This is a genomic window from Fictibacillus enclensis (genome assembly GCF_001457035.1).
In the GTDB taxonomy this organism is placed as follows: Bacteria; Bacillota; Bacilli; order Bacillales; family Fictibacillaceae; genus Fictibacillus_C; species Fictibacillus_C enclensis.
In genome coordinates this window covers 372,636-396,314 of sequence record NZ_KQ758618.1, presented here as the reverse complement: position 1 = coordinate 396,314, position 23,679 = coordinate 372,636, and the positions used below count along the sequence as shown (strand labels likewise).

Here is a 23,679-nt window from a genome sequence, read left to right as displayed (position 1 = left end):
TCTCCCCAATCCTTTAAAAACTGCTCATTTCGAGCATCTTGTCATCATTTTGTTTCGGTGTTCCCCTGCCATCTTTATTGTTAGTTAAGAAATAAAGCGCCCCGTTATGAACTTGAACATCCCTGATACGGCCATGATTGCTCGCCATCGTTTCCATCTGCTTGCCGGATGTGTTTACTTTAATGATCTTTTCTCCGCGCAGACAGGCAATATAAATCTTGCTGTCCTTGATGGCAATACCCGACGGTGCCCATGTCTTTCTTCCCGAATGAAGAAGAGGCTTTTCCATGTTTTCTTTGGATTCATCCCCTTTAATGACCGGCCACCCGTAATTTTCCCCAGCTTTGACCCCGTTTATTTCGTCATAGTTGGTTGAACCATGCTCAGTTGAAAACATTTTGTCTCCATCCCATGCAAGCCCCTGTGGATTGCGGTGTCCGTAGGAATACACATAAGAATGGTTAAACGGGTTATCCTTTGGTATGGATCCATCGGCATTCATTCTTAAAATTTTTCCAGCAAGACTGTCCTTGTTCTGGGCAAGCGAATCATCCCCTGAATCTCCGGTGGTTGCATACAGTTTTCCGTCAGGTCCAAATTTGATTCTTCCGCCATTATGAATCGACCCTCCAGGTATCCCTTCAAGGAGCACACGATCTTCTTTCAAAGATGCCTGTCCTGCTTTTAAAGAGACGATTCGATTGTACACCTTTCCCTTTTCCTGATACGTGTAATAGGCATAAGCCCTGTGATTCTCCCCGGCCTCCGGATCAAATAAAAAGCCAAGGAAACCACCCTCCCCTTCTGAAAGAACCTTTTTGGAAAATGATAATGACACAGGAACCTTCTTTCCTTGTTTCGTCACTTTCGTCATTTTCCCGGTCCTTTCAGAAATATAGGTCTCTCCATTATAAAAATCGATCTGCCAGGGAACGTTTAAATTCTTTGCAAAGATCTTTGTTTTTTCCTGTGGTCGCTTTTCTTTTTTTCCGGTTTCCTCAGAAGAACATGCAGTCAAGATCAGCAGCAGCAACAGGCAAAAGCGGTACATACATTCCTCCTATCCCAAACAATTTTTATTTATCGTAAAACGGGCACCCAGCAAAATATTAGCAAGGTACATGAGTGGAGTCTTTGCCACTTCCCGGTACATCTTATGAATGTATAAATGTTCAGCGTTCGGAAGTTCTCTTTGCAGCATTTTTCGCAGTTTTGCACCGGCTTCGTCTGCATCAACCAATATATAAACATCTCTGTTTTCAATTTCGATTGCCAGTTCTTCGAGGCGTGAAAGCCCCATTGTTCCATTGGTGCAGATAATTTCAACAGGCTCATTCAGTATGGAGATCAGCTTATCCTTGTCAGATTTGCCTTCAACGATTATAACTTTATCACTGTTGTTATCCATCAATCATCTCTCCTATTTCTTCTAAAGAACAAGTATTAAAACGATTGATATTTCTCTTAGTTATTATAATACCCTTTATTTTATTAGAATCCTCTTTCAAGTGTTAATAAAACTGTCCGTTTCTTCTGGGTAACCACCCTTTATTACCACAAGAAGGCAACCCAGTAAGGAAAATCGTACTAACTTCTCCTAAAGTCGTTTAACGATAACGAAAAGGGGATATTGTTTCTCTAAGTTCAACAGTACCAAGAAAACAACTGTTGAAAAATTACTTTTTACCATAAGAGGAGGAATTAGAAATGGCTAGAAACAATAATGACAACAGAGATGGAATGAGCAGAGAAGAAGCCGGTCGCATGGGCGGAGAAAAAACATCCAAAACCCATGGGAAAGATTTCTATCAGGAGATCGGCAAAAAAGGCGGGGAGTCTACTTCCGAAAGCCACGACAAAGACTTCTATCAGGAAATCGGTAAAAAAGGCGGAGAGTCAACTGCTTCCAGCCATGATAAAGACTTCTACCAGGACATTGGTAAAAAAGGCGGGGAGTCCACAGCCGACAGCCATGATAAAGATTTTTATCAGGAAATCGGTAAAAAAGGCGGAGAAGCTACTTCCGAAAGCCACGATAAAGATTTTTACAGAGATATTGGACAAAAAGGCGGTAACAGCCGCAATAACAACGATTAATATATATCAAGCAAAAAAGGACAAGCCCGAGGGCTTGTCCTTTTTTGCTACAAAATAATCATCAAAGTGTGCCGGACTTACAAGGCATGAACTAACACCAGCCCTCATCGCATCCCTGAACATAGCTTTTGGGATATTTCTGTGCTGAATCATTCTTTTTATAGATTTTTTCAGCATCAAACTCAAAACCTTCAGCCATTTCATATTGATTGCCCTGATCGGAAAAAACGACGCGTCCGATTTTTTGGTTGTCATGGAACAAAGACATGTAGCCCGCATCCATTTTTCCATACACCTTAGTTGTGATATCTGATTTCGCATTTTGATTCGAATCGTTCATGTTCAATGAAGTCACTTCCTTCCGGAGAAGATGTTTCTATTGTCTCCGGAAAGAAGCGCCCTACTCATTGAAATTCTTTGTAACGGATTAATCCTCTTTTGTCATTTCTTCATATTGTTCAGCTGACATGAGGTTTTCTGTTTCAGAAAGATCAGATGCTTCAACCACAATCATCCATGCCTTTTCATAAGCAGATTCGTTTACGAGTTCCGGGCTGTCATCCAGCTCTTCATTGATTTCAACGACTTTTCCGGAAATTGGAGCATAAAGCTCGGAAACGGTTTTCACGGATTCAACGCTGCCAAATGGCTCGTCCGCTTTGATTTCGTCGCCTACTTCCGGCAGTTCTACGAATACGATATCACCCAGCTCATCTTGTGCAAAATCGGTAATACCAATTCTTACTTTATTTCCTTCTTCAACTTTAACCCATTCATGTTCTTCTGAATAACGCAATTCTTTTGGAAAATTCATTCGTATCCCTCCAGGCTTTCTTGTTATTTATAATAACTATAATATTAAATTTATTATAGTTAAGCAACTATTTTGATGCCCATGTCTGTTGATATGTATCTTCTTTAAATCCGACGGTTACCTGTGTTCCATCGGTGGCAATCGGGCGCTTCAGCAGCATGCCGTCAGAAGCGAGTAAATCAAACAGTTCCTCATTGGAAGCACTTTTGATTTTATCCTTTAAGCCGAGCTCTCTGTACTTCATTCCACTCGTATTAAAGAATTTTTTTAAATCCAGTCCGCTTTTCAAGACAAGTTCCTTGATTTCCTCTTTTGAAGGAGGGTTTTCAACGATATGGACAGATTCGAATGGAACATCATGATTTTCCAGCCATTTCTTTGCTTTCTGGCATGTTCCGCATTTGGGATACTGGTAAAAAGTCAGGCTCATTTGTTTCACTCCTTCCTTTCCATAGTAACACAAAATAGTGTTGCCACGTAAAGGGAAATTAATCATCAGTCTCATCATGATTAACACAAAAAAAATGCTCCGGCAATGTACCGGAGCCAAATATGAGAGAGTACTTTCAAGATAAGGCAGTGGTAGTATGAAACTTAAATAACGTAACGTTCTTCCTCCAATACAACAGCGGCTATTTCACGTTTTTTCTTGATGACATTAGTCGGTGTATGGCGTGTGAGCTTGCGCAGAGCAGACAGCATCATGCGAAGGGTATCTCCTTCTTCTACTCCGATAATCGATTCTTTGGCATGAGCTTCCATACGGTTGAAGGCTTCCTGACAGAACACCTGGGTCATTAACAGCTTTTGTGTGTTCTTCTCAAGGCCGGTTCGGTTTATGGCTTTTTCTGTACGCAATACTGTTGATTCCATCGCGTATACCTCGCTCACCAGATCTGCAAGGTTTGCCAGGATCTCCTGTTCATTTTCAAGCTTCTGACCAAACTTTTGCACGGCAAGACCTGCGACCATTAAAATGATCTTCTTACCCATGCTGACGAGATACTTCTCCTGTTCCAGCGGTTCAGTTCCCACTTCCTGAGGCATCATCATCATTAATTCATTCTGTAGGGCAGTTGCCTTTTCAATCAGCGGCAATTCACCTTTCATCGCTTTGCGGACAAGAGTCCCCGGAACCAGCAAACGGTTGATTTCATTCGTTCCTTCAAAGATTCGGTTGATACGGGAATCCCTGTACGCTCCCTCTACTTCATATTCGGCCATGAAGCCATATCCCCCATGGATTTGTACTGCTTCATCCACCACGTAATCAAGAACTTCTGATGCAAAGAACTTATTCAGGGAGCACTCAATGGCGTATTCAGCAATGGCTTTTGCCACTTCTTTGCCATCTTTTTGCGCCTCAGCATCCAATCCGCCCAGCCGCTTTTCAAAAAGACCGACCGTACGGTAAACCGAGCTTTCGGAAGCATATGTCTTTACGGCCATGTTAGCGATTTTCTCCTGAATGAGCGGGAATGAGCTGATTTTGCGTTTGAACTGGGAACGTTCATTGGCATATTTGGCTGAGACCTCAATTCCGCGCTTTGACCCGCCCACGCAGCCTACCGCAAGCTTATAACGGCCAATATTTAATATGTTGAAGGCAATCACATGGCCTCTTCCCGCTTCGCCGAGCAGGTTTTCTTTTGGCACAGAAACATCCTCCAGGATCAATGTTCTTGTTGAAGAGCCCTTAATTCCCATTTTCTTTTCTTCTGGACCCGTGGAAACACCAGGGAAGTTCCGCTCCACGATAAATGCAGAGAATTGTTCGCCGTCAATCTTCGCGTATACTATGAATACATCTGCAAATGCCGAGTTGGTAATCCATTGTTTTTCACCGTTTAGGATATAGTGTGTACCCTCTTCATTCAACCTTGCAGTGGTTTTCGCCCCCAAAGCATCCGAACCTGATCCTGGTTCTGTCAGAGCATATGCGGCAATTCTGGTTCCCGTGGCCAGATCAGGAAGGTACCGTTGTTTCTGGTCTTCATTTCCGAACAGTACTATAGGAAGAGAACCGATTCCTACGTGTGCGCCATAACTTAAGGAGAAGCCTCTGGCACGGGCAAACTTTTCCGTAATCAGTGAAGATGAAATTTTGTCGAGCTCAAGGCCGCCGTAAGCTTCCGGAACATCGGCACCCAACAGGCCGAGCTCTCCCGCTTTGGTCAGCAGTTTTCTTGAAATATCAAATTGATGATTTTCAATTTTGTCAATTTGCGGCACCACTTCTTTTACCACATAATCTTCCGTTGTTTTAGCAATCATTAAATGTTCTTCTGAAAAATCTTCCGGTGTAAACAGATCCTCCGCCTGAATATCCTCCACTAAAAAACTTCCGCCTTTAAATACTTTTTCCATTGTGTTAGACATGTTTTCCCCTCCTGTTTTGGCTTAGTCCACTAGTTCAAAAACGCCGGCAGCACCCATTCCGCCGCCAATACACATGGTTACCACTCCAAATTGTTCTCCTCTTCTCTTCATCTCATGAAGAAGAGTAAGCGTCAGTTTGGCCCCGGAGCACCCGAGCGGATGGCCGAGAGCGATTCCGCCTCCATTCACATTGACTCTGTCTTCAGGAAGACCAAGCTCCCGTATCACTTGAACCGCCTGGGAGGCGAATGCTTCATTCAATTCAAACAACCCGATATCAGCCACCTCAAGGCCCGCAAGTTTAAGTGCTTTCGGGACTGCAGCTACAGGGCCGATTCCCATAATTTCCGGTGGCACGCCTGCCACAGCAAAACTTCTGAATTTAAGAAGCGGCGTTAACCCTTCTGCTTCTGCTTTCTCGCGGTCCATTACAAGTACAGTGGCCGCCCCGTCACTGGTTTGAGATGCATTGCCTGCTGTTACCGAACCTCGTACTGAAAAGGCCGGGCGCAGCCGTGCAAGTCCTTCCAACGATGTATCAGGTCGAACACCCTCATCCGTATCCACCGTAAATTCTTTTTCTTTTAGTTTATTGTCTTCACCCAGCCATCGTTTCGTGACGGTAACCGGAACGATTTCATCCTTAAATTTCCCTTCCTTGATGGCGCGCGCAGCGTTTTGATGGCTCCTGACCGCAAACGCATCCTGATCTTCACGCGTCACACCAAACCGGTTGGCCACTTCTTCTGCTGTATATCCCATTCCCATGTAATATTGCGGGACGGTTTCCACGAGCTGCGGATTCGGTTTGATCACATGCCCTTCCATCGGTAGAAGGCTCATGGATTCCGCTCCGCCGGCCAATACAGCCTGTGCATGACCAAGCATGATTTTTTCTGCGCCATAGGCAATACTTTGCAGTCCTGAAGAACAGAACCGGTTGACCGTGATTGCCGGAACGGTATCCGGAAGACCTGCGCGTGCACCGATCAGCCGGGCCATATTCATTCCTTGTTCGGCCTCCGGTATGGCACAGCCCATAATCAGATCATCAATTGGACCATCATATCCGCCTGCGCGACGCAGCGTTTCTTTTACAGTTATTGCTGCCAGCTCATCCGAACGCATTTGAGCGAAGGATCCTTTTTTTGCTTTGCCTATCGGCGTTCTTGCTCCTGCTACGATTACAGCATCTTTTTGCATGTTTTCCCCTCCTTTTAGTTGCGAAGCGGTTTTCCTTTTGTCAGCATGTGCTGCATTCTTGCCTGTGATTTTGGTTCTCCGGCAAGACTCAGGAAGGCCTCCCGTTCAAGATCCAGTAAATATTGTTCATCAACCAATGTCCCTTCAGGAACTCTTCCTCCTGCAAGCACAAAAGCAAGCTTTTTCGCGATTTTCAAATCATGATCCGATACATATCCCCCGAAACGCATTGTTTCTGCGCCAAGACAAAGGGTTGCAAAACCCGCTTCGCCGACCACCGGAATCTTTGAGCGCTTTGGCGGCTGATAGCCCTGTTTTGCCAGAGACAGCACACGCTGCTTGGCATCATATAACAGGTGATCCCCATTTACAGAAATACCGTCTTGAGGACGCAGGTAACCAAGTTTTGCAGCTTCTTGTGCAGAAGTGGACACTTTGGCCATGGCGATGGTTTCAAATACTTGATTGACGACTCCCTGCAGATCCAGCTTTGCACCTTTAGGCAGGCGTTCCACTTGGCGGCGAAGAAGCTCTTTGTTTCCGCCTCCGCCAGGTATCAGTCCGACGCCGACTTCCACGAGACCCATATACGTTTCAGCGGACATTTGCATTTCGGCTGCAGGCATGGAAATTTCTGCTCCGCCACCAAGACTCATGCCAAAGTTTGCTGTAACCACTGGTTTTTTACTGTATCGAACCATGTTCATCGTATTCTGGAACTGGCGGACCATCATATCGAGTTCAAAAAAGTTATCATCCTGTGCTTCCATCAGGATCAGCATCAAGTTGGCACCGACACAAAAGTTCTTGCCCTGGTTTCCAATGACCAAACCTTCGTAATTTCGTTCTACTTCTTCCAGTGCTTTATGGATCATCATAATGATGTCCGGCCCAATGGCATTGTTTGGTGATGTGAATTCAAGGCAGGCAACACCATCGCCCATATCAATCAGGCTGGCGCCAGTATTCTTCGTGATAAGGCCGCCTTTATTTTTAAGCAGTGACAGATGAACGGTTTTTGGATTTTCATTGACTTTTTTGTAGTCACCTTTATGATAGAACGAAACCCCGCCATTCTCAGTCTGATAAAACGAGTTATTTCCACCTTCCACCATCTCATGAATCCAGGCCGGAACGGTTTCGCCTTCTTCTTCCATCCGTTTAACCGATTCACTGACACCAATGGCATCCCAGATTTCAAATGGCCCATGCTCCCATCCGAATCCCCATTTCATGGCATTATCAATGGCTACAATATCATCTGCAATTTCGTAGGCTTTTTCTGCCGAGTAGATCAATACTGGCTTGACGATAGACCACAGCATTTCACCTGCCCGGTCTTTACTGTATAAAAGCGCTTTCACTTTTTGCTCTGTTGTCTTTAACTGTTTAGCTTGTTCTGTGGTTGGCGTTTTCAGCTTTTGCCGTGGCTTGTATTCCAGCGTTGAAGGATCAAGCTCAAGGATTTCTCCTCCCTGTTTGCTCTTCTGTTTCAGATAAAAGCCCTGACCGGATTTGCTTCCCATCCAGCCCTTTTCCACCATCTCATTTAAAAACGGCGGAACATCAAACACTTCCTTTTCTTTGCCCTCCACCTGGTCATACACGTTTCTTGCCACATGAAGGAAGGTATCCAGTCCAACTACATCGAGTGTCCGGAATGTAGCACTTTTCGGACGGCCAATGAGCGGTCCCGTGACGGAATCGATTTCCCCAACACTGTACCCCTGTTTCATCATTTCCTGCACAGTGACCATCAGACCGTACGTCCCAATCCGGTTGGCAATAAAGTTCGGTGTGTCTTTAGCGACAACAACACCTTTGCCGAGTATGTTTTCCCCAAATTCCTTCATAAAGGATACTACTTCGGGGCTGGTATCTTCCGTTGGAATGATTTCCAACAATTTTAAGTATCTTGGCGGATTAAAGAAATGGGTTCCCAGGAAATGCTTTTTAAAATCATCCGACCGATCCATTGCCATTGCATCAATGGAGATTCCCGATGTATTCGAGCTGATGATGGACCCTTTTTTCCTGAACTGCTCCACCTGCTCAAATATCTGGCGTTTCACATCCAGGCGTTCAACAACTACTTCAATAATCCAGTCCACATCATTCAGTTTGGATAAATCATCTGTAAAGTTCCCGACTGAAATTAAATCCAGATTTTCTTTTACTGCCAGGGGTGCCGGTTTTTGTTTCAGCATGCGTTCCTTTGCCTGCAGTGTGAGCCTGTTTCGGTACTGAGGACTTTCTTCTGTCAATCCCTTGGATTTTTCGGCATCTGACAATTCCCTCGGCACCATATCCAGAAGCAATGTAGGAATTCCCACATTTGCAAGGTGTGCTGCTATTCCTGCACCCATCACACCAGACCCTAATACAGCAGCCTTTTGAATGGTTATGGCCATCTTATTTCCTCCTTCAGCTATTGAATGAACACTCATTCATTTTTAGCCCAAAAATAAATGACTACTTTTTAAATTTAGTTCTACACTCATCATAAGTCATTTCAATTATTTTGACAACATAGAATTTTCTTTCTTTTTTTAAAGCTTTTTGTCATAGTTAAATGGTAAAAAGGTTCCTCTATTGAAAGGAAGTGGCATGATGTCTATTAAACTTGGTATTCTCATTTTGCATGGGATCGGCAACCAAGATGAAACCTATGCCGACGACTTTATGAAAGCACTCCGCAGCCACTTTGCAAAAAATATTGCCTCCTTACACCCTGCCCCTGGTTCACAGGTGGAGATGGTGCCCATTTATTGGGGTAGCGTTTTTAATGAACGGGAGGACGAATTATGGGCAAAGGTCAATAAACAAAAAACGTTGAACTATTCCTTCCTCCGTCAGTTTGTTATCCGTTTTTTCGGTGATGCCATAGCTTACCAGCCATCGCCCGTTTCATTTCCACATCTGAATCCAAATTATGAAAGAGTGCATGAAGCGGTGGCCTCAGGGATGCACAAGCTTCGGGAGAAGACAGGTGATCTGTCCCCTCTTACCGTTGTTTCCCACAGCCTCGGCACGGTGATTGCCAGCAACTATTTTTATGACCTGCAATATCTTCAAGAAAAGATTCCCGATGCCATTAAGCAATTAAAATCGGATAATCCTCTAGAAAATGGAGAAACCCTTGCCAATTTTTATACTCTCGGAACTCCTATGCCTTTATGGACCCTCCGGTATAACGACTTTGACAAACCGATTGAAGTCCCTTCTCCTCAACTCAAAAAACACTTTCCCTATTTAAGTGGGGAATGGATCAACTATTATGACCAGGATGATGTAATTGCTTTCCCCTTGAAATCATTAAATGAAGTGTACAACCGGTCGGTGAAAAAAGATATTGAGGTTAGCAGTGGAAATATTTTTACATCCTGGTCCCCCTTCTCCCATATTTTTTATTTCAAGACTGACAAAATCATTAAAGAAATTGCGCTGTCTCTCTCCGAGCAATGGAAAAAGGTGAACGGTATTTCATAGTTTTTCCGAGAAACCGGAACACTTTCCGCTTTTCCGGAATGAGTTCCTATCATAATAAGACTCTGTTTTTTCAAAAAAGAAGACCAAACATTTCCGGATTACCGGAAAATTTGGCAACCTAAAATTGTTCACAAATCGTTCAACTCTTTATTCTACAGGTTGGATTAGTCTTGGCATGAAACTTGCAAGACTACTGAACGAGTCTGAAAAAGGAGTGAACATCACATGAAGCCTGTATTATCTTCGTTTCAAGAAGCCGTTAAAGTAATACCAGACGGATCCATTCTAATGGTGGGTGGTTTTGGACTGGTCGGCATTCCGGAAAATTTGATTCTTGCTCTTGTTGAAGCAGGAACCAGAGATTTGACTATCATTTCAAATAACTGCGGAGTAGATGACTGGGGGCTCGGCCTGCTGCTGAAAAACAAGCAGATCAAGAAAATGATTGGTTCCTATGTGGGAGAGAACAAAGAGTTTGAACGCCAGGTGCTGGCTGGAGAGATTGAAGTGGAACTCATCCCCCAGGGAACATTGGCCGAGAGAATTCGGGCGGGCGGCGCAGGCATTCCGGCTTTTTATACACCTGCTGGAGTAGGTACGCCTCTTGCTGAGGGAAGGGAAATCCGTACATTTAATGAAAAAGAATACATGCTGGAGACAGGGCTTCAAGCCGACTTCAGTTTGATCCGTGCCGCGAAAGCAGACAACATGGGGAATTTGGTTTATCACAAAACTGCCCGAAATTTCAATCCCATGATGGCTGCAGCCGGAAAAGTTACGATTGTGGAAGTTGAAGAGCTATGTGAAACAGGAAGCTTGGGTGCCGACGAGATCCATACTCCTGGCATATATGTTCAGTCACTAATCGTTGGGATACAGGAAAAAAGAATTGAAAAGCTGACTGTAGCAAACTAGAAGATTGGAGGAGAGCATATGAGCACGAAAATGCTAGACAAAAAAGCGATAAGAGAAAAGATTGCCAAAAGAGCCGAGCAGGAAATTGAAAGCGGTTTCTATGTCAATTTGGGAATCGGAATGCCCACCATGGTTGCAAATCACATTTCAGCCAACAAAAGCGTCGTCCTACAGTCTGAGAACGGGCTTCTTGGGATTGGCCCCTATCCTGCTGAGAAGGACGTTGATCCTGACTTAATTAATGCCGGGAAAGAAACAATCACTGCCATAGAAGGTGCTTCCTATTTCGACAGTGCGGAATCCTTTGGCATGATTCGAGGGGGACACATCGATATCGCCATCCTTGGCGGTATGGAGGTGTCAGAGAAAGGCGATCTTGCCAACTGGATGATTCCAGGAAAAATGATCAAAGGAATGGGCGGTGCGATGGACCTTGTTCATGGTGCCAAACAAATCATCGTCATTATGGATCATGTCAGCAAGGACGGTACAAGCAAAATCTTAAAGGAATGTACCCTGCCCCTCACCGGCAAGGGCGTTGTCAACCGTATTATTACTGAACGTGCCGTCATTGATGTGACTGAAGACGGACTATTGCTTGCAGAAGTAGCCACAGGCTACAGTATTGAGGACATCAAAGAATGCACCGACCCGTCTCTCATCATTTCAGAGCACGTTAAAATGGATGCTTATTAAAGCTGTTTTAAAAAAAAGAAATCTTGGCATGAAAAGTATAGGGGGTTTTTGTAGTGGATATTATTATTATTTTACTGGCGCTGTTTTTTCTTATGTTTGTCGCCTACCGCGGCTTTAGCGTTATCCTGTTTGCGCCAATCGCGGCCCTGTTTGCCGTATTGTTGACCGACCCGGGCCATGTTCTTCCGTTTTTCTCGGGTGTATTTATGGAAAAAATGGTGGGGTTCATTAAACTGTATTTCCCGGTATTCTTGCTGGGTGCAATTTTCGGAAAAGTGATCGAAATGTCCGGCTTTGCCAAATCCATTACAAGAGCTGTTATTAAACTGATTGGGCCAAGCCGGGCCATGCTCGCCATCGTTCTGGTTGGTGCCATCCTGACTTATGGCGGGGTTTCACTATTTGTGGTAGCGTTTGCTCTTTATCCTTTTGCTTCTGAACTGTTCAAAATGGCAGACATCCCGAAACGCTTAATACCAGGAACCATTGCTCTTGGGGCGTTTACATTTACGATGGATGCTTTTCCCGGTACTCCGCAGATTCAAAACATCATTCCCACCACCTTTTTCAAAACCGATACATGGGCTGCACCATGGCTTGGATTGATTGGCGGACTTTTTGTTCTTGCAGTAGGGATGGCGTATCTGGAATGGAGAAGAAGGAAGGCCGCAAAAGCAGGAGAGGGCTATGGAACCGGCCACATCAATGAGCCGGATCAGATTCCTGATGAGAACCTCCCCAATGCATTTATTGCCATATTGCCGCTCCTTCTTGTAGGAATCTTCAATAAAGTATTCACCTCTATGATTCCTAAATATTACGGAACCGTTTTTGATTTTTCGAAGGTCGGAATGAAGGATGTTCCGCCTGTTGAAATCCCTAAACTCGCAGCAGTTTGGGCGGTGGAAGGTGCCCTTGTCATCGGAATTGTAACCGTTCTTATTTTTGCCTTCAAGCAGGTCAAAACAAATTTCAATGCCGGAATCAACGTCTCCATCGGCGGGGCTTTGCTCGCAACCCTGAACACGGCTTCCGAATACGGATTTGGGGGTGTCATCGCTGCACTGCCTGGCTTTGCCTCTGTAAATAAAGGTATGGCAGACACCATCCAGGATCCCCTCGTAAACGAAGCAGTGACAACAACCGCCCTTGCTGGTATTACCGGTTCTGCATCAGGGGGCTTAAGTATTGCTTTAGCGACCATGGGTGATAAATATGTGGAACAGGCAGATAAGCTCGGCATTGATCCAGAAGTACTTCACCGGGTCGCATCCATGGCGAGCGGAGGAATGGATACCCTTCCTCATAATGGAGCGGTCATTACCCTTCTTGCTGTTACAGGTTTAACACATAAACAATCATACTTTGACATATTCGCCATGACGATCATAAAAACCATTGCCGTCTTTTTTGTTATCGGTCTCTATTACCTGTTTGGAATTGTTTAGGAATAGAGAGAGAAATAGTCATACACCAAAAGGAGAATCAGAAATGGCATTACTTGAAAATAAAGTTGCATTCATCACAGGCGCCGCAAGCGGGATCGGACTGGAAATGGCCACTGATTTTGCGAAAGAAGGAGCAAGAGTGGCCATTTGCGACCTGAACGCTGAAAAGGCTGAACGTGCGGCTGCCTCCCTTAAAGAACAAGGCTTCAAAGCCATTGGCACTGCATGTGATGTTAGTAACGAAGACGCCTTAAAGCAAGCCATGGATGACACCGTCAGTGAGTTTGGCAGGCTGGACGTGGTCATCAACAATGCTGGCCTACAGCATGTGTCACCATTGGAAGAATTCCCGACAGAGAAGTTTGAGCTTCTGATCAAGGTGATGCTCACTGCTCCGTTCATGGCTACAAAACATGCTTTTCCCATTATGAAAAAGCAGGGCTTTGGACGTATCCTTAATATGGCATCTATCAACGGACTCGTTGGATTCGCCGGTAAAGCCGCTTATAACAGCGCCAAGCACGGTGTCATCGGCTTAACTAAAGTAGCAGCACTTGAAGGGGCTGAACATGGCATTACCGTCAATGCGATCTGCCCCGGTTATGTCGACACTCCGCTTGTACGGAACCAGCTGTCAGATCTGGCCCGCACGCGCAACGTGGAGCTTGAAAAAGTACTTGAAGATGTCATCTATCCATTAGTTCCGCAAAGACGATTGCTTACGGTTAAAGAAATCTCGGATTATGCCATCTTTTTGGCAAGCGATAAAGCCGCTGGAGTGACCGGGCAGGCCGTCGTAATCGACGGCGGTTATACAGCTCAATAAATACGTGAGTTCGAACAAAATAACAACGAGAAGAGTCCGCTTAAATTTACCCGGGCTCTTCTTTGTTTATATGGAGGAATCATTTATGAAAAGAAAATGTTTTGGAATCATCGCGGCCGCTTCACTGTTGATCTTCTCCAGCATGCAAACCGCACATGCCGACAAGAAAGACTCCCCCTATCCCGAATTTAAAGGCGCACATGATGTTAGAGAAACAATATATGATGGAAAAGATGGTAACTGGCTGACGACCAAAAATCCAAAACAATATGAAGCCGCTACCGTTTATGGAAACCTGGGCCTTGCTCCCTACAATTGGGGAGATAAAGCGAAAGGCACTGGCTGGAATAAACTGTATCAGCCTGCTGAAATTACAGGAACACAAGTAAATGGCGCATTCGAGGATGCACAGTTTGTAATCAGGGTGCCCCATGACTGGAACGGAAAGCTTGTGGTGGCAGGCATCCCGGCAACCAGAAATGAAACCTCAACCGATCTTCTGTTCAGTGATTATATGCTTTCGAAAGGCTATGCTTTTGCAGCCATCGATAAAGGTACACAAGGAACATCCGATCCTGACGACCCTTTTGCAAAAGTGAAGAATGCGCTTGCCAGTGAGGAAGACAGCATCTCGGAATGGCATCAGCGATTCAGGCAGATAACGATTGCTGCCCAGCACTATCTTGAAAAGAATTATCCTCACCAGCTGATCAAGAAAAGTGATAAGGACAATCCGGCGAGCAAACTCGTTACAAAAAAACACCGCGTCCCTACCTATGCCGTTGGTATTTCCAATGGCGGTTATGTGGTCCGCTATGCACTCGAACATGACGGCATGAAAAAATCCGGCAGGCCATCTTTATTTGATGGCGGAATTGATTGGGAAGGCGTTTTATGGAGAGCGCATGAACCGAATTTAATTACATCTCTCACCCCTGTGGTAAATTCAGCTGAAAGGGCATTGTACGGAACACCCTCCGAGCAGGCAGAGGCAAGAAAAGAACTGTATAAAGCCGGGCTTCCGAAGGGTTCTGAAAAGCTTTGGTCCTACCATGATCAGGTCTACTGGTTTGTTACATTAAATATATACAGGGACGAGCTCGATCCTAATGCACCAAACCGGATTCCATGGCAAAATTACTTGAATTTTACCAACGGTGTCAGGGACCGGACCTATGACTCTATTTTTCAAAACTATGACTACAACACCCGCCCTGCTTCTGTAAAAAGGAATGTAGAAGCCATCCAGAATACTGGCAGAATCGATGTTCCGTTGATCAGCCTGACAGGCTCCTGGGATTCATTGATTTTCCCTTCCGTTCATGCGGATCCCTATGACAAGCTGATCAAGAAAAACGGGCGCGGCAATCTCCACCGCCTGTACACCATCGAGAAAGGAAACCATGTGGACAGTTTGGTATGGAATGCGGTCACGGATCCTCATAAAGAAATGCAGCCTTTGCTTCCGTATGTGTATCAATCCTTTGACCTGCTCGTGGATTGGGTGGAGAATCACAAGAAAGCGCCAAAAAGCAAAACCGTTCCTGTCCCGAAAGATAATACGAAAGTGATTGACTTAAAGACAGGTGAAGAGCATGATCCGTTTACGACGGCCGGAAATTAAAGTTAAATAAAAAAGGATACCCGCATGGGCATCCTTTTTTTACTTTCCAAATACACCTTTAACGACAAACATGACGTTTGCCGGGCGTTCGGCCAGGCGGCGCATGAAATAACCGTACCAGTCGTTTCCGTAAGGTACATAGATGCGCATTTTATATCCTTCCTGCATCAGCTGCTCCTGCCGCTCTACTTTTATACCGAACAACATTTGGAATTCAAACTGGTCATACGGGATGGAATGTTTTTTAACCAGGTCTTTCGTATAATTGATAATTTCATCATCGTGAGTGGCAATGGCTGTATAATTGCCATTCAGCAAATGAGTTTCGATCAGCTTCTTATAGTTTTCATCCACATCTGATTTTTCAGGAAAAGCAACTTCCTGTGATTCTTTATAGGCGCCTTTCACGAGCCGGAGATTGGGATGATACTCATTCAGATTTTTAACGTCATCCAGCGACCGGTAAAGATACGCCTGGATCACTGTTGATATATTATCAAATTCCCTTTTTAGCCTTTTAAAGATCTCCAGTGTCTTTTCACACCGGCTGTAATCTTCCATATCAATGGTCACAAATACATTGTATTTTTCGGCGGCTTCCATGATTTTTCTCATGTTGGCCATCACCAGGTCATCACTGATGTCCAGTCCCATGGAAGTGAGCTTTAAGGATAACTGGGAATTTACATTTTCCTTTGAAATGGCTTTGATGGCATCAATACAATGCTCTGTCATTTCTTTTGCTTCCAGTTCGTTGTCAACAAACTCACCGAGATGGTCAATCGTGACAGGCATTCCTTTTTCATTCAATTTTTTGATGGCCGAGATTGAGCTGTCCAGTGAAGCTCCGGCGACAAAACGGCTCGCCCCGAATTTCAGGCCGTACCTTTTTGCCAGTTTTGTCATCGTTTTGTTTTTTGCTAGAAACAGAAAGAAATCTCTCATCGCCTGTTCCATCGTTAATTCCCCCTATAGATTCAGTCTCTCTCTTTCATGGTGCCAGGCACCGAAGTTTACTGAACTTTCAATGATGTATGCGCTTTAATCATATCATTAGTTTTTCCTATATTGTCTTTTTTGAAAAATTTCGACATTTTTTGTTGAAAAACCTGCTTGGGTATTGTTTTTTCCTTATATCAGTATATGAAAGAAAAAGGAGAAGCTCCTCTATGTCATCGGCAAAAAATTAAGATTTCCCGCTATTCCTGCGGTGTTTTTCATTCAGCTGCTTAATCTCGGATACTACTTCTTTTATGCCTTGTTTTCCTTCCGGATACTCCTCATTCCAATGTTTTGCCAAGGCAGGCATCGTTTTCGATATATAGGAATACAAAGCCCACATCTTCACCTTTTCTTTTTTGTCATCATCACTTTCCCCAAGAAGCAATTCCGTGTATTTCTCCAACAGACCATCAAACTGTTCCCGAAGCTGCTGTTCCATCGCTGATCCCTCCTGTTTCCGCCATTGTAACAAGGGTATTCCCAAAAAGAAAGGCAGCGGGCAAACAAAAAAAGGATCCCTGTTGGAACCCTTTTTATTTTTTATCCTTGTTAAAATATAGCCTTTGGAACCTTTATTTTAATAAGCTTCATTGACCAGTGAGGAAATCAACCACATTCAGAGCAACAAAGGTACCAACCTGCTTTTTCTTATATGAAAGCCGAGAACATGACGGCGAGATAAAACGAAAGAGCAGCGCCCAAAGATAGCAGGAAAACCACCAACATTGAAACGTTCAGTCGGATCGTAAAATAACTGACGGCAAGCAGCAGCAGACCTGCCACCAAAAATCCCGCGCCGATCAAAGTCGGAGCGATTTCTACAGTAGAGTTGATTTTTACCTTTCCGTCAACAAAGGCAGTGAACAGTTTGGATGGCTTTTGAAAGGCCAGTGTCTGCGAAACATCATGTGGTGGCTCCTGCTGGGTCATAAAGCCGGTTACCGCAAAAATAATAAGGAGAATCATACCTTCAAGTCTCATCCATTTGTACGGAACAAAAGACGTGTCGGCCAGGTTTTTCCGTACCCAGATGGTGTTGATTCCTGCGTAAAAGACCACAACGATCAACAGTACATGCTTGATCAGAAGAGCCTGTCCATAATTGATCATCCATGAGTTGAAATATTCAGGAACAATATAGCCCATCAGCCAAATTCCCCCTCCAATGGTTGCAAGAAGGCAAATGAAGGCAAATGGAGTAAACCATTTAAAAAAGGCAGGCAGCTTTTCCCTGTCCTTTGAAAACCAGCTGACAATCAGCAGCGTTCCCGTCCAGCCTGTAACGGAAAGAAAGTGAAGGGCATGTGCAAAAAGCCCGCCCCATTGATTTAGTGAAGCCGCATGACTTGTATATCCAATTGCGATGGTGAGGACGACGCCTATGCCTAAAGAAAGCCTGGACAAAAAACGGTCCTTCGAAACATCGTTAAAGTAAACCATCACAAATAAAAGCAATGATAATGCAAGAATAAAAAACCACCCTTTGCCGATGTCAAAGGTAAATAAGATATCATTAAGGGTTGGCCAGAAACCAAAATCCTTCCCAAGACTTAATGCCAGTTCGAGCACTTGAGAAAATGCCGTCACAGGGATGAGGGCAATCCACAACAAGAGCCCTTTCTTTGAAACATGAATGGAGGGACGCCGTTTATCAGATAGGGAATAGAGAATAAAAGTACCGATAAAAAGAGAAAAAACAAGATATAAAACAGCCTTTGCCACAAACAGCATATATAAAAAAGTCCCCCTGTGAGTTTTTATGTATCGTTAGTAACTTACCATAAAATCACCGGGGAAACTACTCTGTTCACATTTATTTGACTTTTACGGTCCGAGCAATGGCAATGAGATCAAGCAGTTCAATCACGGCAGGTTTTTGACTTTTATACAATTCCAGAATTTCAAGCTTGCGTTTGAGTATATCGAAGAACAGCAGTTTCTTAATCGTAAAATCAAACATATAAAGATTTTTATCAACCATATTATCCATTATTTCTGACAGAGCTTTGTGCTCGGGATGGCCATATTCGCCTTTCAGGTTGTGGGTGACAATTTTCTTATATTCCCTCTCTGCCAGAACCCGGCGTAAATCGGTTTCAAGTTCATGGCGATTCACGTGTTCGGTCCAGGCATCCCGATAGTTCCAGATCTCATGTTCTGCTCCAACCTCTTTCATGACGGTTTCAAATTCCTTCTTGCGGGTAGCATCATTTCGGTCCGAAATACAAATCACTTTCCAGCCCTTTTCCTGGATCAGTTCATCTCCCCCGAAAAAAATCTCATCATCCGGGTGTGCTACGACCATTAGTTTATTGGGTTCTTTCATTGTGATTCTTCCTCCTTGTACGATTTAAAACCGGTCTTTGGACCAAAAAATATACGATGACTCAGGAAACAGCTCCTTAATGATTGAATGCCGATCAGGGATCTCATCCGCTCCCCTCATAAGATAGTGAAGAAACTCGGATTGCTTTAACTCTGTATTGCCGTTCTCCCAGCTGAAAAGCCAGGAATCCTCAAGAAATGATAATTGCAGATGATCCATACCAAGATGACGGCCCCGCTTCTCAAAAACGGATTGAAATTGCTGCAGCACTTCATCCTGATCGATGATCTTCCACATGCCTTCTCTATTTTCTTCTATATCATAAGGTACATCTTTCAAGATAAAATGGTTCATGGGAAGCAGGCACCTTACCGTTTTGATTTGGGGATCGAGCAGGGAAAGAACTAACGGAACCATGCTTTCTTTTTCTCCGTCCAGACTGCAAAGTTCATGGATCGTAAGGACGTCACTCTTTTTTTCAGCACGAATATACGACAACACTATATCGTCCCTTACTGCCTTTTGAAAATAATCGTTCTCGTTCTCGTTTTCTATTTGTTTCTTCCAATACTCTTCAGACCGGATTCGTGGGCCATTCAGGGTAGTTGAAACTGCTTCGTAAATGGCACGGATGGATTCCAAATCATTTCCGGTTACCGTTTGAATGTCCAGCTTACCGCCAGGAAACGCAACGTCCCATACTTGTTTCATGTGACCGGCTTTTATAATGGGAATGGTCTGATTTACCGTCTGCCATCCTGCCTTTTCATAAAAGCCCGGAATACCGGTGAATAAGTTGGACAAACCATATTGCTGTTCCAACAGCTTTTGTTCAATTTCCTCCAAAATCCGGTGGGTCAGCCGATGCCCGCGGTAGTCCGGATGGGTGGCGACGTTCCCTATGCCGGCTGTTTTCACCTCAACTCCGGACACCCAGATGGAAAAAGGGAAGATTTGAACGACAGAGGCCATATCCCCCTCCTTCTCGGCAATCCATGTGGTTTTGAATGAGTAGGCTGGTTCCTTTTCGAGGCGATTCTGGAAAAAAAGCTGCTCTTCCGGGAAAACCGTTCCCAAAAGATTGATTGCATTCTCCAGCTCCTGATGATCATTTACGGTTCGAATAGTAAATTCCACAGCACACCCTCCTTTATTGCATCCATTCCCCTTCTAAAGGAAAAAAAACAGGGGCTGTCGAAGTCCGGGAGCCGTCGATTTTCGTTCCAGGCTGCTCGCTTTTACCGGCGTGAACGCGACGCCTACTTTCGCAGGGCGTGCGGTGAGCCTTACCGGCGTGAACGCCTACCTTTTGGCGCAAGCGTCTGCGGTACCGGTGCCAGCACCTACCTAGTCTCACCTGTCACGCTAGTCCCACAGGACAAGGAACGCTTCGGCAGCGAAACATCGCACGAAGAAAATGTGGTGTTCATTTTCGAGGATCTCGCGCCTTCCACTACAATCAACTTTTCATGGAAGCTTTTTACGCAGAAAGGAGCTGCCTGAATGTCAATTTTGACTTTCAGGACAGCCCCTTCAAAATCCGCATTATGCTCTTTTTTTCATTTTCTTGGCGGTACTGCGAAATTCTTTAAGCCCTTTACGTGTGATGTTGAAATGTTGGTCCACCAGTCCGGTATCCAAAAGAGCTTCGGAAGCAGTACTGCTCATTTTCGGCTGTACGGCTTTAACCTTTTGATTGAGTTCGTCAAACGTTGCGCTCAAGATTACATCTTTCCCCAGAACGGCCACTACATCATTCACACTGTTGATTTCCTTGCCGTCAGCAGATCCTTCATCATCTAATGATTCATCCTGCTGGGAAAGCTGAGTGAGCACCTTATCCATATCGAGTTGGATCATCGCAGCCTCTTTTTCTTTTTGCAAAAGATAGCCGATATAATCGCGTCTATCATCTTCAAGGAGATCCTGATTGGCCATCAGACGGTCAATGATTTCATTTTGCACCTTTTTTACCCGCTTCAGCTGGTCTTTATGTTCTTCCAGATCCAATTGCAGTTCAGCTTCATTTTTCGCAGGCCCATAAGCATCTGTTACAGAGTTTCCATCATTTTTCCTGTTTCGGTTAAACATACTGCCCGTGTTTCCTCCCAGCAGTTGAATGACCTCATTCACCTTGGAGTAATACAGTACAGAAATGGCGATCGCAAATACAGCCAGAATAAATGATAATAAATCCGAAAAATGAAACGTAAATTTGGCCGTGGCCACTTTAAACATGAGTACCATGCAAAATAAGCTGATCAAAAGGATTTTAAACCAGCTGTTCCTGTTTTTTATTTTGTCATCCATTGTTTGTTTCATGTAAAACATTCCTCCCAACTTCTATACATCGGTGTTACGCTGATAACTTCACAACATTTCGATGTGTTTTGAGCAAATATGACGATATCTGTATTGTAAACAAAAGGAAATCCCTTGAGCAAATGTAATTTATGCCTCCATTACCTATTTGAAATATGAATGGATGACTTATTATACACTTTCATTGAAAATCCTACAGTAAAATGGGAGAAGTTATGCAATTGCAAAAAAAATAAGACATATCATATGTCTTATGCGCCTTGCTTATTTCGTTCATTGCTTAACACGGTTATTACGATATCCTGTGTATTGGTTCCTTCACAAACAGGGCACCCTTCACTTCCATGATCGTGATGAAGAATAGTTAAACAGTCTTTGCAGTATTTCATTTTTTTCCTCCTTTTACTTGCTGACTTGCTCTATCCATTTATACCCGGATTTTTTGAAATGAAAACCTTTTTATAATGGAAGCCGGACAGCATCCATTCTGCTGCCCGGCCATTGTTTATTTAACGGAAATAGCCTGGACAGCTGCTTCCTTCCGCTGTTTAGCATTTACCTTTTTTCTCTCTGTATTAAAAACAAGGTTTAAGACAATAGCCGTTAAGCTGCCTGCTACGATGCCATTATCGGTTAAAATCTGTATGCCCTGCGGAAGTTTTGCGAACAAATCCGGCTCAACCGTCACACCAAGGCCGATCCCGACAGAACAAGCGATAATCAACAGGTTTTCCTGTTTGCCAAAATCCACTTCACTCAACATTTTGATGCCGGAAGCCACGACCATACCAAACATGGCGACCGTGGCGCCTCCCATAACAGGTGTAGGGATTAATGTCGTCAGCGTGGCCACTTTTGGAACAAGGCCAAGCACGACAAGCATTCCTCCGGCAGTATAAATCACATTTTTGGTCCGGATGCCGGAAAGCTGCACAAGCCCGACGTTCTGGGAATAGGTCGTATAAGGGAAGGCATTGAAAATACCTCCAAGAATGATCGCCAATCCTTCCGCACGGTATCCCTTTGTCATTTGCTTCGGTGTAACATCCTTGCCGCAGATTTTTCCAAGGGCAATAAATACTCCGGTCGACTCAATCATGCTGACAATGGCCACAAGAACCATCGTGAGGATGGCACTTGCATGGAAGGTTGGAGCTCCGAAATAGAATGGCTGTACCATATGGAACCATGAGGCATCTGCTACCGGTCCGAAATCGACTTTTCCCATAAAGGAAGCGGCCAGCGTTCCTGCCACCAAGCCGAGCAAAATGGAGACAGCACGTATAAAACCGGTGAACAAACGGTAAACGATAATGATAAATGCCAACACGCCAAACGACAGCATCAGGTTTTCCGGTGAGCCGAAGTCTTTGCTTCCCTGGCCCCCTGCCATATCCTGAATGGCAACCGGGATGAGGGTAACCCCAATTATTGTGACAACCGATCCGGTTACAATCGGCGGGAAAAGTTTAAGAATTCTGCCGAACAAACCAGCTAATAATACAACGGCAATGCCTGCGACCAAAATAGAGCCATAGACAGCGGATATGCCATACTGGGAGCCGATAGCAATCATTGGCCCTACCGCTGTAAACGTACATCCAAGAACCACTGGAAGGCCGATTCCGAAAAAACGGTTATTCCATACTTGCAGCAGGGTTGCAAGACCGCACGTTAATAAATCAATAGAAACGAGATAGGCAAGCTGTTCGGTCGAAAGCTTCAAAGCTCCTCCCACGATTAAAGGCACGATCACCGCACCTGCATACATCGCCAAAACATGTTGAATGCCCAGTGAAAACAACTTTCCATTTGTCATTTTCATCAGATACGCGCCTCCTCTGTCTGCCGTGTAAAGGTGATGGAGCCATTTGAAAGTGATGCTACTCTTGCCAGTGATTCCACCCGGTAGCCTTTTTTAAGAAGCTTCTCTCTTCCTGACTGGAACGACTTTTCAATAACAATTCCAAACCCGGCGACGTTCGCACCTGCCGCTTCCACCAGATGGGCGAGCCCCAGTGCTGCTTCTCCGTGAGCCAGAAAATCATCAATGATCAGTATGTTTTCACCGGCAGTCAGCCACTTCTTTGAAACCGATATTTCATTTTTCTCTTCCTTTGTAAACGAATAGACATTGGCCGTCAGCAAATCCTCGTTTTGCGTCAATGACTTTCGTTTTCGGGCAAATATTACATTTACCCCAAGTTCCAGTCCTGCCATGACAGCTGGAGCAATACCCGACGATTCAATGGTAAGGATTTTGGTGATTCCAGCATCTTTAAATCTCCGGGCCAATTCTTCCCCTACTTTTCGCATGACTTCAGGATCGACCTGATGATTTAAGAAAGAATCCACTTTAAGCACCTTTTCCGATAATGCCTGTCCTTCTTTTAAGATGACTTCTTCAAGAAAGTTCATAATATATCTCCTTTACGAGGGTTTACTGATAAAAGTACGAAAAAAAGACCCGGAAAAACGCCTCTCTACGAATGAAGCGTTCTCCCAGATCTTAGATCCCCCGAAAGAGAAACATGAAGT

Annotated in this window: 24 protein-coding genes; 7 read left to right on the top strand and 17 right to left on the bottom strand. The window is 44.4% G+C overall.

Annotation, left to right across the window (positions count from 1 at the left end; all coding sequences use genetic code 11):
• Nucleotides 1-13: 13 nt before the first annotated feature.
• Nucleotides 14-1,051, bottom strand: coding sequence for a PQQ-dependent sugar dehydrogenase (locus tag AS030_RS12375; RefSeq protein ID WP_061972168.1), 1,038 nt, complete (start codon nt 1,049-1,051; stop codon nt 14-16).
• Between the two features lie 9 nt (nt 1,052-1,060).
• A complete protein-coding gene (locus AS030_RS12370; RefSeq protein WP_061972166.1) occupies nt 1,061-1,408 on the bottom strand; it encodes a toprim domain-containing protein in 348 nt (115 codons plus the stop codon).
• Between the two features lie 299 nt (nt 1,409-1,707).
• On the opposite strand from AS030_RS12370, the gene AS030_RS12365 reads away from it, so the two are divergent.
• Nucleotides 1,708-2,097: a KGG domain-containing protein gene (locus AS030_RS12365; RefSeq protein WP_061972164.1), complete on the top strand. Its 390-nt coding sequence runs from the start codon at nt 1,708-1,710 to the stop codon at nt 2,095-2,097.
• Nucleotides 2,098-2,188: 91 nt separating this feature from the next.
• Here AS030_RS12365 and AS030_RS12360 read toward each other — a convergent pair whose 3' ends face one another.
• From AS030_RS12360 to AS030_RS12335, 6 genes are all read right to left on the bottom strand, one after another.
• Complete coding sequence (locus AS030_RS12360; RefSeq protein WP_074440571.1) at nt 2,189-2,437, bottom strand: YusG family protein; 249 nt, start codon at nt 2,435-2,437, stop codon at nt 2,189-2,191.
• 87 nt (nt 2,438-2,524) lie between these two features.
• Nucleotides 2,525-2,911, bottom strand: a complete 387-nt coding sequence (gcvH, locus tag AS030_RS12355) for a glycine cleavage system protein GcvH (RefSeq protein ID WP_061972160.1) — start codon at nt 2,909-2,911, stop codon at nt 2,525-2,527.
• A 67-nt stretch (nt 2,912-2,978) separates the two neighbouring features.
• Nucleotides 2,979-3,341, bottom strand: a complete 363-nt coding sequence (locus AS030_RS12350) for an arsenate reductase family protein (protein WP_061972158.1) — start codon at nt 3,339-3,341, stop codon at nt 2,979-2,981.
• A gap of 164 nt (nt 3,342-3,505) precedes the next feature.
• Nucleotides 3,506-5,290 (bottom strand): acyl-CoA dehydrogenase family protein, encoded by a 1,785-nt coding sequence (locus AS030_RS12345; RefSeq protein WP_061972156.1) that lies wholly within the window; start codon nt 5,288-5,290, stop codon nt 3,506-3,508.
• 21 nt (nt 5,291-5,311) lie between these two features.
• Nucleotides 5,312-6,493, bottom strand: a complete 1,182-nt coding sequence (locus AS030_RS12340; protein ID WP_061972154.1) for an acetyl-CoA C-acetyltransferase — start codon at nt 6,491-6,493, stop codon at nt 5,312-5,314.
• A 14-nt stretch (nt 6,494-6,507) separates the two neighbouring features.
• The gene (locus AS030_RS12335; protein ID WP_061972152.1) at nt 6,508-8,904 is read right to left on the bottom strand and encodes a 3-hydroxyacyl-CoA dehydrogenase/enoyl-CoA hydratase family protein; all 2,397 of its coding nucleotides are present in this window, start codon (nt 8,902-8,904) and stop codon (nt 6,508-6,510) included.
• Between the two features lie 196 nt (nt 8,905-9,100).
• On the opposite strand from AS030_RS12335, the gene AS030_RS12330 reads away from it, so the two are divergent.
• From AS030_RS12330 to AS030_RS12305, 6 genes are all read left to right on the top strand, one after another.
• Nucleotides 9,101-9,982, top strand: a complete 882-nt coding sequence (locus AS030_RS12330; protein WP_141687077.1) for a chemotaxis protein — start codon at nt 9,101-9,103, stop codon at nt 9,980-9,982.
• Between the two features lie 225 nt (nt 9,983-10,207).
• Nucleotides 10,208-10,897 carry a CoA transferase subunit A gene (locus AS030_RS12325; protein ID WP_061972147.1) on the top strand — a complete coding sequence of 230 codons (690 nt, stop codon included), beginning with the start codon at nt 10,208-10,210 and terminating at the stop codon, nt 10,895-10,897.
• A gap of 18 nt (nt 10,898-10,915) precedes the next feature.
• Entirely contained in the window at nt 10,916-11,593 is a 678-nt protein-coding gene (locus AS030_RS12320; protein ID WP_061972145.1) for a CoA transferase subunit B, read from the top strand.
• Between the two features lie 53 nt (nt 11,594-11,646).
• A complete protein-coding gene (locus AS030_RS12315) occupies nt 11,647-13,041 on the top strand; it encodes a GntP family permease (protein WP_061972143.1) in 1,395 nt (464 codons plus the stop codon).
• A gap of 43 nt (nt 13,042-13,084) precedes the next feature.
• Nucleotides 13,085-13,867 (top strand): 3-hydroxybutyrate dehydrogenase, encoded by a 783-nt coding sequence (locus AS030_RS12310; protein WP_061972142.1) that lies wholly within the window; start codon nt 13,085-13,087, stop codon nt 13,865-13,867.
• An 85-nt stretch (nt 13,868-13,952) separates the two neighbouring features.
• A complete protein-coding gene (locus tag AS030_RS12305) occupies nt 13,953-15,491 on the top strand; it encodes a hypothetical protein (RefSeq protein ID WP_061972141.1) in 1,539 nt (512 codons plus the stop codon).
• 39 nt (nt 15,492-15,530) lie between these two features.
• Here AS030_RS12305 and AS030_RS12300 read toward each other — a convergent pair whose 3' ends face one another.
• From AS030_RS12300 to AS030_RS12265, 9 genes are all read right to left on the bottom strand, one after another.
• Nucleotides 15,531-16,448 carry a proline dehydrogenase family protein gene (locus tag AS030_RS12300; RefSeq protein WP_061972140.1) on the bottom strand — a complete coding sequence of 306 codons (918 nt, stop codon included), beginning with the start codon at nt 16,446-16,448 and terminating at the stop codon, nt 15,531-15,533.
• A gap of 229 nt (nt 16,449-16,677) precedes the next feature.
• Nucleotides 16,678-16,932 carry a YusU family protein gene (locus AS030_RS12295; protein WP_061972139.1) on the bottom strand — a complete coding sequence of 85 codons (255 nt, stop codon included), beginning with the start codon at nt 16,930-16,932 and terminating at the stop codon, nt 16,678-16,680.
• A 209-nt stretch (nt 16,933-17,141) separates the two neighbouring features.
• Nucleotides 17,142-18,224 (bottom strand): copper resistance D family protein, encoded by a 1,083-nt coding sequence (locus tag AS030_RS12290; protein WP_061972138.1) that lies wholly within the window; start codon nt 18,222-18,224, stop codon nt 17,142-17,144.
• Nucleotides 18,225-18,306: 82 nt separating this feature from the next.
• Nucleotides 18,307-18,819, bottom strand: coding sequence for a PIG-L family deacetylase (locus AS030_RS12285; protein ID WP_061972137.1), 513 nt, complete (start codon nt 18,817-18,819; stop codon nt 18,307-18,309).
• Nucleotides 18,820-18,843: 24 nt separating this feature from the next.
• Entirely contained in the window at nt 18,844-19,956 is a 1,113-nt protein-coding gene (locus AS030_RS12280; protein WP_061972136.1) for a GNAT family N-acetyltransferase, read from the bottom strand.
• Nucleotides 19,957-20,364: 408 nt separating this feature from the next.
• The gene (locus AS030_RS12275) at nt 20,365-21,141 is read right to left on the bottom strand and encodes a hypothetical protein (protein ID WP_061972135.1); all 777 of its coding nucleotides are present in this window, start codon (nt 21,139-21,141) and stop codon (nt 20,365-20,367) included.
• A 251-nt stretch (nt 21,142-21,392) separates the two neighbouring features.
• Nucleotides 21,393-21,530 carry a hypothetical protein gene (locus AS030_RS23635; protein WP_156412573.1) on the bottom strand — a complete coding sequence of 46 codons (138 nt, stop codon included), beginning with the start codon at nt 21,528-21,530 and terminating at the stop codon, nt 21,393-21,395.
• Between the two features lie 116 nt (nt 21,531-21,646).
• A complete protein-coding gene (locus tag AS030_RS12270; protein WP_061972134.1) occupies nt 21,647-22,966 on the bottom strand; it encodes a nucleobase:cation symporter-2 family protein in 1,320 nt (439 codons plus the stop codon).
• The gene (locus tag AS030_RS12265) at nt 22,966-23,559 is read right to left on the bottom strand and encodes a xanthine phosphoribosyltransferase (RefSeq protein ID WP_061972133.1); all 594 of its coding nucleotides are present in this window, start codon (nt 23,557-23,559) and stop codon (nt 22,966-22,968) included. The genes AS030_RS12270 and AS030_RS12265 overlap by 1 nt, the downstream gene beginning before the upstream one ends.
• Nucleotides 23,560-23,679: the final 120 nt, after the last annotated feature.

Excerpts from the sequence above, each read along its gene's own strand:
- AS030_RS12375 (WP_061972168.1), bottom strand. The coding sequence starts at position 1,051 with ATGTACCGCTTTTGCCTGTTGCTGCTGCTGATCTTGACTGCATGTTCT.
- AS030_RS12370 (WP_061972166.1), bottom strand. The coding sequence starts at position 1,408 with ATGGATAACAACAGTGATAAAGTTATAATCGTTGAAGGCAAATCTGAC.
- AS030_RS12365 (WP_061972164.1), top strand. The coding sequence starts at position 1,708 with ATGGCTAGAAACAATAATGACAACAGAGATGGAATGAGCAGAGAAGAA.
- AS030_RS12360 (WP_074440571.1), bottom strand. The coding sequence starts at position 2,437 with ATGAACGATTCGAATCAAAATGCGAAATCAGATATCACAACTAAGGTG.
- gcvH (WP_061972160.1), bottom strand. The coding sequence starts at position 2,911 with ATGAATTTTCCAAAAGAATTGCGTTATTCAGAAGAACATGAATGGGTT.
- AS030_RS12350 (WP_061972158.1), bottom strand. The coding sequence starts at position 3,341 with ATGAGCCTGACTTTTTACCAGTATCCCAAATGCGGAACATGCCAGAAA.
- AS030_RS12345 (WP_061972156.1), bottom strand. The coding sequence starts at position 5,290 with ATGTCTAACACAATGGAAAAAGTATTTAAAGGCGGAAGTTTTTTAGTG.
- AS030_RS12340 (WP_061972154.1), bottom strand. The coding sequence starts at position 6,493 with ATGCAAAAAGATGCTGTAATCGTAGCAGGAGCAAGAACGCCGATAGGC.
- AS030_RS12335 (WP_061972152.1), bottom strand. The coding sequence starts at position 8,904 with ATGGCCATAACCATTCAAAAGGCTGCTGTATTAGGGTCTGGTGTGATG.
- AS030_RS12330 (WP_141687077.1), top strand. The coding sequence starts at position 9,101 with ATGATGTCTATTAAACTTGGTATTCTCATTTTGCATGGGATCGGCAAC.
- AS030_RS12325 (WP_061972147.1), top strand. The coding sequence starts at position 10,208 with ATGAAGCCTGTATTATCTTCGTTTCAAGAAGCCGTTAAAGTAATACCA.
- AS030_RS12320 (WP_061972145.1), top strand. The coding sequence starts at position 10,916 with ATGAGCACGAAAATGCTAGACAAAAAAGCGATAAGAGAAAAGATTGCC.
- AS030_RS12310 (WP_061972142.1), top strand. The coding sequence starts at position 13,085 with ATGGCATTACTTGAAAATAAAGTTGCATTCATCACAGGCGCCGCAAGC.
- AS030_RS12305 (WP_061972141.1), top strand. The coding sequence starts at position 13,953 with ATGAAAAGAAAATGTTTTGGAATCATCGCGGCCGCTTCACTGTTGATC.
- AS030_RS12300 (WP_061972140.1), bottom strand. The coding sequence starts at position 16,448 with ATGGAACAGGCGATGAGAGATTTCTTTCTGTTTCTAGCAAAAAACAAA.
- AS030_RS12295 (WP_061972139.1), bottom strand. The coding sequence starts at position 16,932 with ATGGAACAGCAGCTTCGGGAACAGTTTGATGGTCTGTTGGAGAAATAC.
- AS030_RS12290 (WP_061972138.1), bottom strand. The coding sequence starts at position 18,224 with ATGCTGTTTGTGGCAAAGGCTGTTTTATATCTTGTTTTTTCTCTTTTT.
- AS030_RS12285 (WP_061972137.1), bottom strand. The coding sequence starts at position 18,819 with ATGAAAGAACCCAATAAACTAATGGTCGTAGCACACCCGGATGATGAG.
- AS030_RS12275 (WP_061972135.1), bottom strand. The coding sequence starts at position 21,141 with ATGAAACAAACAATGGATGACAAAATAAAAAACAGGAACAGCTGGTTT.
- AS030_RS23635 (WP_156412573.1), bottom strand. The coding sequence starts at position 21,530 with ATGAAATACTGCAAAGACTGTTTAACTATTCTTCATCACGATCATGGA.
- AS030_RS12270 (WP_061972134.1), bottom strand. The coding sequence starts at position 22,966 with ATGAAAATGACAAATGGAAAGTTGTTTTCACTGGGCATTCAACATGTT.
- AS030_RS12265 (WP_061972133.1), bottom strand. The coding sequence starts at position 23,559 with ATGAACTTTCTTGAAGAAGTCATCTTAAAAGAAGGACAGGCATTATCG.